The organism is Candidatus Coatesbacteria bacterium, from assembly GCA_014728225.1.
Lineage (GTDB): Bacteria > RBG-13-66-14 > RBG-13-66-14 > RBG-13-66-14 > RBG-13-66-14 > WJLX01.
The window spans coordinates 1-14,010 of the sequence record WJLX01000077.1 but is presented as its reverse complement, the minus strand read 5'-3'; the positions used below and the strand labels follow the sequence as shown (position 1 = coordinate 14,010).

Annotated in this window: 13 protein-coding genes; 11 read left to right on the top strand and 2 right to left on the bottom strand. The window is 63.3% G+C overall.

Features of this window, described 5'->3' with window-relative positions; translation table 11 throughout:
- Window positions 1–328 precede the first annotated feature (328 nt).
- Window positions 329–556, bottom strand: coding sequence for a hypothetical protein (locus GF399_05545; protein ID MBD3399779.1), 228 nt, complete (start codon window positions 554–556; stop codon window positions 329–331).
- A 515-nt stretch (window positions 557–1,071) separates the two neighbouring features.
- Here GF399_05545 and GF399_05540 point away from each other — a divergent pair.
- From GF399_05540 to GF399_05530, 3 genes are all read left to right on the top strand, one after another.
- Complete coding sequence (locus GF399_05540) at window positions 1,072–2,292, top strand: amidohydrolase family protein (protein ID MBD3399778.1); 1,221 nt, start codon at window positions 1,072–1,074, stop codon at window positions 2,290–2,292.
- A gap of 54 nt (window positions 2,293–2,346) precedes the next feature.
- The gene (locus GF399_05535) at window positions 2,347–4,518 is read left to right on the top strand and encodes an AAA domain-containing protein (protein ID MBD3399777.1); all 2,172 of its coding nucleotides are present in this window, start codon (window positions 2,347–2,349) and stop codon (window positions 4,516–4,518) included.
- Between the two features lie 69 nt (window positions 4,519–4,587).
- Window positions 4,588–5,526, top strand: coding sequence for a peptidoglycan DD-metalloendopeptidase family protein (locus GF399_05530; protein MBD3399776.1), 939 nt, complete (start codon window positions 4,588–4,590; stop codon window positions 5,524–5,526).
- Window positions 5,527–5,928: 402 nt separating this feature from the next.
- Here the strand turns inward: GF399_05530 and gyrA are convergent, their stop codons facing one another.
- A complete protein-coding gene (gene gyrA / locus GF399_05525) occupies window positions 5,929–8,421 on the bottom strand; it encodes a DNA gyrase subunit A (GenBank protein ID MBD3399775.1) in 2,493 nt (830 codons plus the stop codon).
- A 210-nt stretch (window positions 8,422–8,631) separates the two neighbouring features.
- Between gyrA and GF399_05520 the strand changes: the two genes are divergently transcribed.
- The 8 genes from GF399_05520 (at window position 8,632) to GF399_05485 (ending at window position 13,909) form a co-directional block, all read left to right on the top strand.
- Window positions 8,632–9,342 (top strand): DNRLRE domain-containing protein, encoded by a 711-nt coding sequence (locus GF399_05520; protein MBD3399774.1) that lies wholly within the window; start codon window positions 8,632–8,634, stop codon window positions 9,340–9,342.
- 62 nt (window positions 9,343–9,404) lie between these two features.
- A complete protein-coding gene (locus GF399_05515; protein ID MBD3399773.1) occupies window positions 9,405–9,713 on the top strand; it encodes a hypothetical protein in 309 nt (102 codons plus the stop codon).
- A complete protein-coding gene (locus GF399_05510) occupies window positions 9,692–10,039 on the top strand; it encodes a DNRLRE domain-containing protein (GenBank protein ID MBD3399772.1) in 348 nt (115 codons plus the stop codon). The genes GF399_05515 and GF399_05510 overlap by 22 nt, the downstream gene beginning before the upstream one ends.
- 196 nt (window positions 10,040–10,235) lie before the next feature.
- A complete protein-coding gene (locus GF399_05505) occupies window positions 10,236–10,865 on the top strand; it encodes a DNRLRE domain-containing protein (GenBank protein MBD3399771.1) in 630 nt (209 codons plus the stop codon).
- A 197-nt stretch (window positions 10,866–11,062) separates the two neighbouring features.
- Complete coding sequence (locus tag GF399_05500) at window positions 11,063–11,707, top strand: DNRLRE domain-containing protein (protein ID MBD3399770.1); 645 nt, start codon at window positions 11,063–11,065, stop codon at window positions 11,705–11,707.
- A 270-nt stretch (window positions 11,708–11,977) separates the two neighbouring features.
- A complete protein-coding gene (locus GF399_05495) occupies window positions 11,978–12,400 on the top strand; it encodes a DNRLRE domain-containing protein (protein ID MBD3399769.1) in 423 nt (140 codons plus the stop codon).
- A 61-nt stretch (window positions 12,401–12,461) separates the two neighbouring features.
- A complete protein-coding gene (locus GF399_05490) occupies window positions 12,462–13,094 on the top strand; it encodes a DNRLRE domain-containing protein (GenBank protein ID MBD3399768.1) in 633 nt (210 codons plus the stop codon).
- 344 nt (window positions 13,095–13,438) lie between these two features.
- Entirely contained in the window at window positions 13,439–13,909 is a 471-nt protein-coding gene (locus tag GF399_05485; GenBank protein MBD3399767.1) for a DNRLRE domain-containing protein, read from the top strand.
- Window positions 13,910–14,010 lie beyond the last annotated feature (101 nt).

Genomic DNA, 14,010 nt, shown 5'->3' with positions numbered 1-14,010 from the left:
GTAGAAGCTCGAGCCCAGCTCGGCCTCCCGATCGGCGGCGATACGCTCGCCAATGATACGATAATACTTGGCGAGCGTATTGGGATGGACGCCGACTTTTTGGCCGCTCGGGCCGCGGTTGCTTCAAGCCACAACAGCGCGGCGATCAACTCGCGCTGTTCTACGGCGCTTGCACATCCGCCCCCGTCACCTAAAATGTTGTGATAGCGATAGTTACACTTCGCACACGTGACGTGCCTGTCGGGATTACTCTTTGATCCGGCGGCCACAGCGCCTCCTTTACTTGTGGCATGATAGCATCCTGGTAACTCTCATGACTACAAGATTATCACGATATATGATGATCCATGAGCGTTAAGGTATCCCTCAGGGATAATACATATCCCTCGCTGTAGCCGCTGCAAAAATAGTCATAAACATCATAGTTTGCATCAGGGAAAGTCTCCCAGATAAAGGTATCGATACAATCATCCGGTCCCGGCCTCAACATGACCGTCTCCGCCATCAGCATGGCGCTCGGCACCAGAAGCAACGCGACAAGCAGCTTGTTCATCATCACACCTCTCCAGGTATTCGGGAATAGACGTGCTTTTTTACAACATGGGGGAATCTACGTCACTAATTGTATCCCGCATTCGACATTATTTCAATCTGGTTTGCAGCTTGAGTCAGCAGCTTGGGTCATGCTTGGCGAGGTACCGCTTGCTCAGCGCTGACGAGGGAGTTGGAATCGATGCGCGGAGGCCTCCGCCGAACCGGGTTGCGCTCCGTCGAGACCCCGCGGCCGCCCGGCGGGGAGACGTCGACACGTTTCTTGCTGCAGGGCGGACCCGCCCCCCTGGACGATCCAGCCCGGGACTCGGCAAGAAACCCGCCAACGCCGGGTCGGTCCAGCGGGACCCGGCGATCGGGTTCGGCTGAGGTCTCGCGGGCGGTCCAGCTCATGCGCGACTTTTCTCCCGATCCAGCAGCGCCGGTCCGTCGGGCAAGCTGAAGGTCTTGTCCTTTTCCGGCCCGAACTGGTATCATGGTGCCCGTTATCGACGAGTTTGAGAGGAGAAAAGGAACCCCATGGAAAAAACCACCGCCATTATAGGCGCCACGGTGCACACGGTGGCCGGTCCGGTCATCGAGCCCGGCGTCGTGGTCATCTCCGCTGGGCGCATCCTCGAGGTCGGACCCGAGGACCGTGTGAGCATACCCGACGGAGCGGAGCGGATCGAGGCTCGGGGTCTGCAGCTCACGCCGGGACTGATCGACGCCCACGCCCATATCGGCGTCTTCAACGAGGCCCAGGGCGAGGATAACTGGGACGGCAACGAGACGACGGACCCGGTGACACCGGACCTGCGGGTCATCGATGCCCTCAACCCCCACGCCGTGGCCTTCCCCGACGTACTGGCCGCCGGGGTGACCACGGTCTGCACCCTGCCGGGTTCGGCCAACGTCATCGGCGGCACCGGGGCGGCGATCCGCACCCGGGGGCGCACCGTCGAGGAGATGCTGCTCAGCCATCCCGTGGGGATGAAGATGGCCCTGGGCTTCAATCCCAAGGGCGTTTACGGCGAGCAGAAGAAACGGCCCTCGACGCGGATGGCCAACGCGGCGGTGCTGCGGAGCGCCCTGCAGGCCGCCAAGAACTACGGCGCCAAGCGGGCCCATCACACCGACAAGGCCGCGGCGATGAAACGGAAGCCCGCCGATAAACGCGAACCCCTGCCGCCCTTCGAGGTTGATCTCAAGCACGAGGCCCTGCAGCCGGTGCTCCGCGGCGAGCTGATCGCCCGCTGCCACGCCCACCGGGCCGACGACATCCTCACCGCCCTGCGGGTGGCCGAGGAGTTCGGCCTGCGGATGTCCATCGAGCACTGCACCGAGGGCTACAAGGTGGCCGGGGAGCTGGCCGCCGCGGGAACGACCTGTGTCGTCGGACCCCACTTCATCGAGATGCGCTACAAGGCCGAACTGCTGGGGCTCAATCTGGCCAACGCCGCCAAACTGCACCGGGCCGGGGTCGAGCTGTGCATCCAGACCGACGCCACCTGGGGCGTCCAGTGGTTGACCAACAACGCCGCCGTCTGCGTGGCCCACGGCCTGCCCGAGGAGGTCGCCCTGCGGGCGATCACCCTCAACCCGGCGCGCCTGCTGGGCCTGGAGGATGAATTGGGCTCGATCGAAGTCGGTAAACGCGCCGATCTGGTGCTCTTCGCCGGCGACCCCCTCGACATCCGCTCCCGGGTCGAGGCCGTCTGGCTCGACGGCGCCGCCGCGGCCGGATCATCCGGAAGTTGACGAACGCCGCTACCGTTTATTACTGCAGCGAGCAATCACGCCCAAAGGAGCGCTTTGAACCAGATCCCCCTGGCCGATTCCGCCCAGGCCGCCCTGCAACAGGCGGCGCGTTTCGTGCCCCTCGAAGCCGAACTCGAGCCGCGCCAGTTGATGGCCGCCCTGCTGATCAACGAAAAGACCAGCCTGAGCCGTATCGGCCTGGACGTCGTCGCCCTGGCCGGCCTGGCCCAGAACGAGCTGATCGCCGACGCCCCCGAGGAGGACCCCGGCGCCCGGGAGCTCCAGCTTTCCCAGGGCACCCGCGAGGTGCTCAGCGCCTCCTACGCCCTGGCTCAGTCCCAACAGTCCGACAGCGTCAACATCGACCACCTGTTCGTGGCCACGGTCAAGGGCGGCGGCGAGGAAATCGCGGCCTTCTTCAACAAGGCGGGGATCGATCGCGACATCCTGACGCAGAAGTTCATCGCCGCCCTGGAGCGGGCCAACTCGATCCTCAGCCAGATCGGCGACGACTGGAGCGCCCTGGCCGAGAAGGGCGAGCTGCCCAGGCGGGTCGGACGCGAGGATGAGACCAACCGGCTGACCGAGATCCTGCTGCACAAGGTCAAGCGCAACCCCCTGCTGATCGGCCCACCGGGGGTCGGCAAGGACACCATCGTCCAGCAGTTCACCATCCGCCTGGCCGAGGGTGACGTCCCCGAACGGCTCGGGGACCTGCGCATCTTCTACATCCACCCCGACCGGATGTTCGCCGGGGTCAACAACCTGGAGGCCTTCAGCGAGCGCGTCGAGAAGCTGCGCCGCGAGACCTCCGACGGCAAGACCGTCCTCTACCTCGAGGACATCCACCGTTACGTCATCGACGAGAGCGGCAAGTTCAACGCCGCCCTGGCCAACGTCGTCAAGGGCCTGATCGTCCATCCCAAGACCACGGTCATCGCCGCCACCAGCACCCTGGGCTACTTCAACTACGTGGAGAGCGATCCGGCCCTGGGTCGGCGCTTCACCCTGCTGCGGGTCCAGGAACCCGACGAGGAGGCGGCGCTGACGATGCTCGAGGAGTCGGCGGCCGAGCTGGAGGAGCACCACGACGTCAAGATCACCCGGGCCGCCATCCAGGGCAGCATCCGCCTGGCCGGAACCTACCTCAAGAACCGCCGCTTCCCCGACGCGGCCATCGACGTGCTCGATCAGGCCGCGGCGCGAACCTACCTGCTGCGCGGCGGCACCGACCACACCCCCCAGGTGCGCATGGCCGAGGTCGAGGAGACCATCGCCGAGATGACCGGCATCGATTCCCCCGGGATCACCGCCGACATGCGGGAGAAGTTCCGCCGCCTCGAGGATTACCTCAACGAGCGGGTCATCGGGCAGGAAGAAGCCGTCGAGACCATCGCCGGCGTCATCCGCTACACCAAAAGCAAGTTCGACATCTCGGCCAAGCGACCCGACGGCGTCCTGCTGTTCATCGGCCCGGCGGGCAGCGGCAAGAGCAAGATGGCCTCCACCCTGGCCGAGTTCTTCTTCGGCAGCGAGACCGCCCTGATCGATCTGCAGTTCGGCCTGGGCGACCAGGAAACGGAGCTGGCCCGCCTGGCCGGCGACGGCCCCAGCCTGGTCAATCTGGTCCGACAACTGCCCAACGGCGTGATCCTGCTGGATAACGTCGACAAGGCCGCCCTGCGTACCCGGGAATGGATCCAGAAGGTCATCACCCAGGGCTGGAACGTTGACATGCAGGGCAAGCCCGTCCACTTCTCCGACGCCACCATCATCATGACGGCCTTCCGCGACCTGTTCAAGAACTCCGAGGCGGTGGGCTACGGCGGCGAGGGCGGCTCCGAGCGCGATCCGGACCGCATCCGTCTGGAGCTGGAGAAGCACCTCGGCGCACCCTTCCTCAACCACATCGACGCCGTGATCTTCTTCCGCCAACTTACCGAGGACGACTGCTACCGGATCCTCAAGGAAAAACTGCTGCCCCACGCCCAACAGATTCTCGCCGACAACGGCGTCAGCCTCGAGGTCACCGACCAGGCCCTGAGACTGGTGGCCCAATGGGGCTACTCGGCCAACTTCGGTGCCAACTACCTCAAGAACACCTTCCAGCGCCGCGTGCTGGTGCCGGCGACGACGCGACTCTACAGCGGAACGGCGGATCGCAACCCCAAACTGCGCGTCCTGCTGCGCAACGGCGAGTTGATCGTGCAGAAAGCCCGCAGCTAGGCGCCGTAAACGAGTACGCGGAGCGACCCTTCACGCTCCAGGCCGTCCGCCCGGGAGGTCCGGCCGAACATGGGTAAACTGGGACGCTGGCTGATGAGCCGCCGGGGGATCACCGTCAAGATCGTCCCCCACTCCGAAGGTCAGGTGCGCGACCGCCACCTGCCCTACTGGCTGCTCCTGCTGATCGGGCTGGTCGCCGCGGCGATCATCACCACCCTGGTCGTGCTGGGCATCCGCTTCGCCCAGCAGGCCGTCGATGAACAACGCCTGCTGACCCTGCGTGAGCGCACCGTCGACCAGCAGGAGCAACTGGCGATGTTCCAGGAACAGATCAACAAACTCGAAAACGAGGTCGCCAGCCTCGACGAGCTGATCGAACGCCTCCAGGAAATCAACCCCAACGTCGACCTGCAGAGCCCGGACATCCTCGAAGCCCTGGAACAGGCCTTCGAAAGCAGCCTACCCCTGGAAGCGGTGCGCGAGGGCGGCGCCGCCGGACGCCAGGCCATCGGCCGCCTCGTAGAACGCGCCCGCCACCTGGCCGAAGGATTGACGGCCATCGAAGCCAATCTGGAGACCGATCCCGCCCTGGTTCGCTTCACCCCCTCCCTGCGTCCCGTGGCCGGTGAGGATTGCTACGTCACCGCCGGCTTCGGCAACCGCCTCAGCGAGTACACCGGCCGGACCTATTTCCATCGCGGAATCGCCATCACCGCCCCCCTGGGCACGCCCGTACTGGCCCCGGCAGACGGCACCGTCGTCTCAGCCGAGCACGAAGGCAACTTCGGCCTCAAGCTGATCATCGACCACGGCGGCTACTACCGCACCGTCTACACCCACCTGCAACGGGTCTACGTCCAGCCCGGCCAGCAGGTCACCCGGGCCCAGCCCATCGCCACCGTCGGCAACACCGGGAGGACCTTCGGCCCCAAGCTGCACTACGAGGTCATCAAGGGCGGCCGCAACCTCAATCCCGCCCGCTTCTTCCTGCCCGAGCCCGGCGTCTAAACGCAACGCACAATACCTTCATCATCCAAACCCAACCCCCACGGCGGTTGGGTTCTTTACCCGTACTCAACCTCCCGACACCAACAACCGCCCAAGGGGCCCTTGAAAAACAGCCTCCGGCCGCCCCGAGGGCGTCGCTGCCTCGCCGGGGCCGGAACTGGCACGGTTTTTGCGGAGGCGAACCGTTATCATCGTCGGTAACGGTCGCCGAGATGCAAAAACCGTGCCAGTTCCGGCCCCTGCTGGTTAGGGGTTTTCGCGCCATCGTCGTGGCTGTTTTTCAAGGGCCCCGGCGCCGGGCGGTGTTTCTTGACGCTGGGTCGGAGGCTTGGGCTTTAGTATAAAAATGGTCGGCTCCCGGGGGAGCCGACCTCGCTATGTTGCATCCGCCGGTGGCGTCGTCTAGTCTTGGTCCTCGTGGTCCTTGACGACGTCGCCGTCGTCAGCGGACTGCACGGATTCCTCGGCCAGCAGGGCCACGGCGGAGAGGGTGTCGCCCTCTTCGAGGCGCATCAGTCGCACCCCCTGGGTATTGCGGCCCTGGGCGGAGACGGCGGCGGCGGAGATACGGATGACCATGCCGTGTTCGCTGATCAGCAGCAGCTCTTCGCCGTCGGCGACGTAGCGCATCGAGACGGCCTTGCCGATACGCGGCGTGGTGCGGATATTGATCAGGCCTTTGCCTCCGCGGTTCTTGGTCGAGTACTCGCCGAGGGGTGTACGTTTGCCGTAGCCCTTGTCGGTGGCGGTCAGGACGTGGCCGACGCTGGCGCCGGGGTCGACGGTGATCATGCCGATGACGTAGTCGTCGTCGTTTTCCAGGCGGACACCGATGACGCCCTGGGCGTTACGGCCCATGCAGCGGACCTGGTCCTCGTCGAAGCGGATGGCCCGGCCGTAGCTGGTGGCCAGCAGGATTTCGCGTTTGCCGTTGGTGAGGCGGACGCCGATCAGGCGGTCGTCTGAGGCCAGGCTGACGGCGATGATGCCGTCGCGTCGGGGGTTGGAGAAGTCGATCAGCGCGGTGCGCTTGACTTTGCCCCGGGCGGTGGCCATCACCAGGTAGCGTTCGGGCTCTTCGAGGTCGCGGACGGGTACGACGGCGGTGATGCGCTCCTCGTCGCGCAATTGCAGCAGGTTGGCGATGTAGGTGCCCCGGGCGACGCGGGAAGCCTCGGGGATCCGATAGACCTTGAGCCAGTAGCAACGTCCTGCGGTGGTGAAGCAGAGCAGATGGTCGTGGGTTTGGGCGACGAAGAGGCTCTCGACGAAGTCCTCGTCCTTGGTGGAGAAGCCGGTGACGCCGCGGCCGCCGCGACCCTGAGCGCGGTAGGTGTCCGGCGGCAGGCGCTTGATGTAGCCCTGGTGGGTGATGGCGACGACGGTGGATTCGTCGGCGATCAGGTCGGTGATGTCGATCTCGCCCTCGTCCTCGACGATGGCGGTGCGGCGTTCGTCGGCGTGGGCGGCGGCGACTTCCGCCGTTTCCTCGCGGATGACCTCCAGCACCTTGCCCCGGTCGCCGAGGAGCTCCTCGAGGTAGGCGATCTGCTCACGCAGCTTCTGGTACTCGTCGGCCAGCTTCTCGCGCTCCAGGGCCACCAGGCGGGAGAGGCGCATCTCGAGGATGGCCTTGGCCTGGGCCTCGGAGAGGCTCCACTTGGTTATCAGGGCGTTGGCGGCCGCGGCGGTGTCGGGCGAGGCGCGCAGCAGCTTGACGATGCTGTCGATATCGTCGAGGGCCAGCATCAGCCCTTCGACGATATGGGCCCGGCGCTGGGCCTTGTCCAGCTCGAAGCGGCTGCGGCGTTCGACGACGTCGACGCGGTGCTCGACGAAGTACCTGATCAGCTCGGGCAGGGTCAGGTAGCGGGGTTCGTTGTCGACGAGGGCCAGATTGATGACGCCGAAGGTGCCCTGGAGCTGGGTGTGGCGGTAGAGCTTGTTGAGAATGACCTGGCCGACGGCGCCCTTCTTGAGTTCGATGACCACGCGCAGGCCCCGGCGGTCGCTTTCGTCACGCAGGTCGCTGACGCCTTCGATGTTCTTGTCGTTGATCAGCTTGGCGATCTGGGTCACCAGGCGGCTCTTGTTTACCTGGTAGGGGATCTCGCTGATGACGATCCGCTGGCGGTCCTTCTTGTACTCTTCGATGACGGCGCGGCCGCGGACGGTCAGCTTGCCCCGGCCGGTGGCGTAGGCCTCGCGAATGCCCTCGCGACCGAGGATCACGCCGCCGGTGGGGAAATCGGGACCGGGAATGTATTCCAGCAGCTCGCCGACGGTGATCTCGGGGTTGTCGATGTAGGCGGCGACGGCGCGGCAGACCTCGCCCAGGTTGTGCGGCGCCATGTGGCTGGCCATGCCGACGGCGATGCCGGTGGAGCCGTTGACCAGCAGGTTGGGGACCCGGGTGGGCAGAACGAGGGGTTCGCTCTCGCTCTCGTCGTAGTTGGGGACGAAACCGACGGTGTCCTTGTCGATGTCCCGCAGCATCTCGGCGGCCAGCTTGGACAGGCGGGCCTCGGTGTAACGCATCGCCGCGGCGGCGTCGCCGTCGAGGGAGCCGAAGTTCCCCTGGGGATCGACGAGGGGGTGGCGGGTGGAGAAGTCCTGGGCCAGCCCGACCAGGGTGTCATAGATCGACAGCTCGCCGTGGGGGTGGTACTTACCCATGGTGTCGCCGACGATGCGGGCGCTCTTGCGGTGGGGCTTGTTGGGCGCCAGCCCCAGGACGTGCATGGCGTAGATCAGGCGGCGGTGGACGGGCTTGAGTCCGTCGCGCACCTCGGGGATGGCCCGGCCGACGATGACGCTCATGGCGTAGGAGAGGTAGCTTTTACGCATCTCCTCGTCGACGTTGACGTTGGTGATCTTGCCTTCGCGCAGGGTCATTGGCGGTCGCTGGAGGGGGGTGATCGGCGGGGACCGGAGTGGCGGCTTAACGGGTGTAAATGAAGTTTCATTTTACCACTAATTGCTTGAAATGTCGACGCTTTTACCCGCGCCGGCGCGGGCGGATTCGACCGGTGGGGCCCCGCCCGGCGAGCCCCGCCCTCCCCCACCCGAATTCTGCATTATGACAGCGCAATCCAATCAGAAGTGATGCGACTCACAGACATTAGCGCGGGCCGCAACTATATTGAAGCATGCGGGGGGCGAAAGGCCCCGATGGTTAGCAAAACACCCCCGGGAGGAAAGATGAAACAGCTTACTGTAACCGCTCTCGTCCTGCTGGCGGCGGCCTGCGGCGCCGATCAGGTCGTCCTGCAACCGACGGGTGCCGACTCACAGGATGCCTATCTCGAAGAAGCGGACCCGAACTCTAACTTCGGCACCGCAGAGGAGCTGCTGGTCTCCCTCGAAGCCGGCGGAGAACGCAGCTCCCTGATCCACTTTACTGAACTCGACGACTATCAGGGCGTAACGGTCAACTCGGCCGTACTCGAGCTCTACGTCGAGCACATCACCGAGCTGATCGACATGTCAAGCTGGCTGGTCACGGATAACTGGGACGAGGCGACCGTCACCTGGTCCAACCGCCCCTCAATGCTGGCGGGCAGCGACATCCAGTTCGCCATTCCGGACTTCGGCTACTGGCAGAGCGTGGACATCACCGACTATGCCGTCGAGTGGCTGGAGAACGGTCTCCCCAATAACGGAATCTATCTGATCTACGAAGGCACGGAGTATCGGACCGCCACCCTGTGCTCCGGGGAGAACGCGGACGACACCCATGCGCCGCGCCTGACTCTGGAGTACCAGCCGACCGCCGTCGAGACGGCCAGTTGGGGCGCCATCAAGGCCGGCGACTAAACGTCGCAGAGCCACAGTTTGTCTTGAGACCGCCCCCCCCGGTCGAGCGAAAGGAAACGACCATGAAGAAACTGATCCTCATCACCCTCTGCCTGACCGCCGGCCTGACCTACGCCATCCAGGAAACCCTGCAGCCCGGCCCCGGCGAAGCCGAAGATGTCTTCATCTGGGAACACGAACCCCACACCAACTACGAGGACAACCTGCTTGCCTGCGGCTACGAGACCGGCTTCATGCCCACCCTGATCCGCTTCGCCGAACTCGACGATCCCCGCTTCGACGACTGCACCATCAACAGCGCCATCCTGGCCCTGTATCCCGATTCCTCCAAAACCTGGGGCACCCCCCATTGGATGCTACGTTCTACATGATCGTCGAGAGCTGGGACCCGGCGACGATTACCTGGAGCAGTCGTCCCGTCCGGGACTGGGGCACGCCCCTGACCTACTCATTCAGCTATGACAACGATTGGCACTTTATCGACGTTACCACTTTCGTCAGCATATGGGTCGAAGACAACGCCCCCAACCACGGTCTGATCTTCGGCACCAACTCGACTGACAAAGACGTGGGCTATGCCTTCTGCAACGGCGAGATCACCAGCCACCCCGAATACCGGCCGAAGCTGATCATCTACTACGAGCCCGACAGCGCCGTCGAGACGGCCAGTTGGGGCGCCGTCAAGGCCCTGGATTAGCCCGGCCCACCCCCTTCGCCGGGCGCCGGTTGTCACCGGCGCCCGGCGTTGTTATCGGTTTCAACCGGCGGAGGGTGAGTCCATTATTCGCCGTCAAGTGATGACCGTCACAGTTATTCGCGGCCCAAGGGGCTAGATTGGAGGGTGAAAGGGGCAATTTGCCCCAGAGGAGATATAAACCCCCGAAGGAGGAGAGATGAAACACTTGACACTGATCCTGCTCTGCCTCGTCGCCGCCGCCTGCGCCGTCACCGAGGTCCTGCAGCCCGGTCCCGCCGAATGCTGCGACAGCTTCATCTGGCAGAATGAGCCCGAGACGAACTACGACTACCTGGACTTCTTCGATTTCGGCTACGACGAGGGTTTCGTCCTGGCCCTGCTGCGCTTCGCTGAACTCGACGATCCCCGCTTCGACGACTGCGAGGTCGACGAGGCCACCCTGGCCCTGCGGCCCATCACCGACGCCGGTTGGGGTACCCCACCGATGGACTGCCACCTGCGCCGGATCGTCGAGGACTGGGACGAGGAAACCGTCACCTGGAACAACCAGCCCGACTACGACGATCCGACCCTCGACTTCACCTACACTTCGGACACCGGCTGGCTCTACGTCGACGTCACCGAGATCGTCCGCAACTGGTTGGAGGACGGCGAGCCCAACCACGGCTTCATCTTCGGACCCCAGGGCAGCGACTACTGCGGCGCCCTGGTCTACTCCGGCGAGTACGGCGACAATCCCGATTGGCGTCCCGCCCTGCAGATCCGCTACACCCCGGAAACCAGCATCGAGCACCTCAGTTGGGGGGAGATCAAGGCCCTGGATTAAAGCTAACGACGGCGGGCGTCGTTTCCGGCGCCCGCCGCAGCGAACGATGCGCACCTGGCTTAACCGCCGCCACCCGCCGCACGTTCATCATCGTTTTCCAATGCTTCTCTTGTCTTCACCGGTATCTTTTCGTACACTATCCTTGGCTCTTTTCAAGCTCAGATTGCAAAAAACGCCATCAACCCGGAGATAATCCGATGAAACGTCTCGTCGTTACTCTACTCTGCCTACTCGCCGGCGCCGCCTGCGCCGAGGTCGAGGTCCTGCAGCCCGGACCCGGCGATTGCTGCGACTCCTGGGTCCTGGAGGACGCTCCCGATCAGAACTGGGGGAGCTGGACCGCTCTGATGTTCGGTTGCACCAGCGAATGGGACACCTGGTTGGCCCTACTGCGCTTCGACGAGCTGGACGATCCTCGTTTCGACGACATCATCCTCCAGGATGCCGCCCTGTGGTTGATGCCGCAGGAAGGGGGAGGATCGGGCAGCCCGCCCCTGGACTGCTTCGTGCGCAAAATCACCGGGGACTGGGACCAGGACACTGTCACCTGGAACAATAAACCGCAATACGACATGTATCCCACGATCGATTTCACCTATACCACGGACGAGGACTGGATCATCGTCGATGTATTCGAAATCGTCGACGACTGGATCATCGAGGGCCATACACAACATAGTTTCTGTGTGGGACCCGAGGAAAACCACTACTGCTCGGTTCTCTGCTGTTCGGGCGAATACGACGAGCCGGGCTACTATTATTACCGTCCCGCGCTGCGCCTGACCTATTCCCCGGCCGCCGTGTCCGAAACGAGCTGGGGGGAGATCAAGGCCCTGGAGTAGCGGTGACATCGGCGGACCAAGGCCCCGGCAAGGGCTAACCCGCAGCAAGGGAGAAAAACCATGAAACGCTTGTGCCTGATCCCGCTTTGCCTGCTCGCCGGCGCCGCCTGCGCCGAGGTCGAGGTCCTGCAGCCCGGGCCCGCCGATGCCCAGGACGTTTATATCTAACAGTACTATCCAGACGTCAACTACGAGGGTGAGCCCCTCTACGGCGGCTACTACAATGGCTTCGTTCTGACTCTGATCCAATTCGACGGCCTCGACGATGCCATGTTCGATGGAGCCACCATCAACAGCGCCACCCTGGCCCTGTATCCCGATGACTCCAGCGGTTGGGGCAGTCTCCCCCTGGAGGTCGTCTTCCGCAGGATAACCGAAGCCTGGAACCCGGCCACGATAACCTGGGACACTATCCCCAGCACGGATTACTTCGATGAGTTCTACTTCGACATCACCCAGGACACCACCTGGATCGAGATCGATGTCACCGATTTCGTCGTCGAGTGGGTCGAAAACGGCGTGGACAACTACGGCATGATCTTCGGTCCTCCCTCCGATCCCGGCTTCATGGGCGTCTGCTTCTATCATGGAGAGTACACCACCGATCCATCCCACCGGCCCAAGCTGACCGTCGACTACTCCGGCTCTCCCGTGGTCGAGACGAGCTGGGGGGAGATCAAGGCCCTGGAGTAGCGGTGACCTCGGCGGACCAAGGCCCCGGCGCGGGCTAACCCGCAGCCAAGGGAGAAAAACCATGAAACGCTTGTGCCTGATCCCGCTTTGCCTGCTCGCCGGCGCCGCCTGCGCCGAGGTCGAGGTCCTGCAGCCCGGGCCCGGCGATTGCTGCGACAGCTTTATCTGGCAGCAGAACCCGGATACCAATTACGACTCGATAGATCACCTGGAGTTTGGCTACACCTCCGGCAGTGTGCACAGCCTGCTGCGCTTCGACGAACTCGACGACCCACGCTTCGACGACTGCATCCTCGGTGAGGCCTTCCTGGCTCTACGCCCCGTAGAAGGCTGGGGGTGGGGCGCCCCGCCGATAGACTGCGAGATCTGGATGATAATCGAGGACTGGGACGAGGAAACCCTCACCTGGAACAACAGACCCGATTGCAACTTCCCCTTCGTCGAGTTCACCTACTCATCGGATGGTGATTGGTTTTCCGTTGATGTAACCGAGATCGTTCGAAAATGGCTGGAGAACGGTGAGTCCAATCACGGTTTCTATCTCAGGATCGTCGGCGGCCAGGGTACTTGCGGGGCGGTGGCGCACTCCGGCGAGTACACCACCGATCCATCCCACCGGCCCAAGCTGACCGTCGATTACTCCGGCTCTCCCGTGGTCGAGACGAGCTGGGGGGAGATCAAGGCCCTGGAGTAGCAGGAAACCGGCACCAACCGACGGCGTCGTCCGCGTGGACGGCGCCGTAGACAAATCTCGGGGTTTGATCGTGACTGGCAGGATAGCCTGCGGGAAGGAATGGTGGAAAGGCAAAAGAGGTGATGGCCATCACAGACCTGAACGTACAAGACGGCTAAATTCGAGCTTGAGCGGATCAAGCTTTCTTGGGAAACCTCGACAGCCGGTTGCTAGCGTAACCGAGTTGATTGAAACGGGTTTCCAATCAGTACCCCCTACCGGCGACAGGAAACACCGGAGTTACAACGACCCCCCGCTACAATTCACCGACCAAAACGCTAAAGAACCATCTAAGGAGTTGAACCTTGAAACCTCTCCTCACAGTCATCCTGCTCGGCCTGCTGGTCTGCGGCGCCGCCGCCGACAGCGTCGTCCTGCAGCCAGGTCCGGGCAGCGCCCGCGACGTGTTTATCTGGAGTTTATCACCTGACGATAACTATGAGAGTGGTGAGCTCTACATCGGCTACTACGAACCTACGGGTACTCAGGCGGGCCTGATCCAATTCGACGGTATCAACGATGCGTTGTTCGATAACTGCGAGATCAACTCCGCAATCCTCGGGCTCTACCCCACCCCGGCGGGCGCGTATGGTACCCTGCCTCTGTCCCTGGTTTTCGTCACGTGTCTCGAGGCCTGGGAACCGGACACCGTGACCTGGAATACCGTGCCCAGCGTTGATAACGCCTACGCCTTTAACACCTACATCACCCAGGAAACCGACTGGAGCTATATTGATAGGGATACCTTAACGCTTATGGATCATCATATATCGTGATAATCTTGTAGTCACGAGAGTTACCAGGATGCTATCATGCCACAAGTAAAGGAGGCGATGTGGCAGATGGCTTAAAGAGTAATCCCGACAGGCATGTCAAG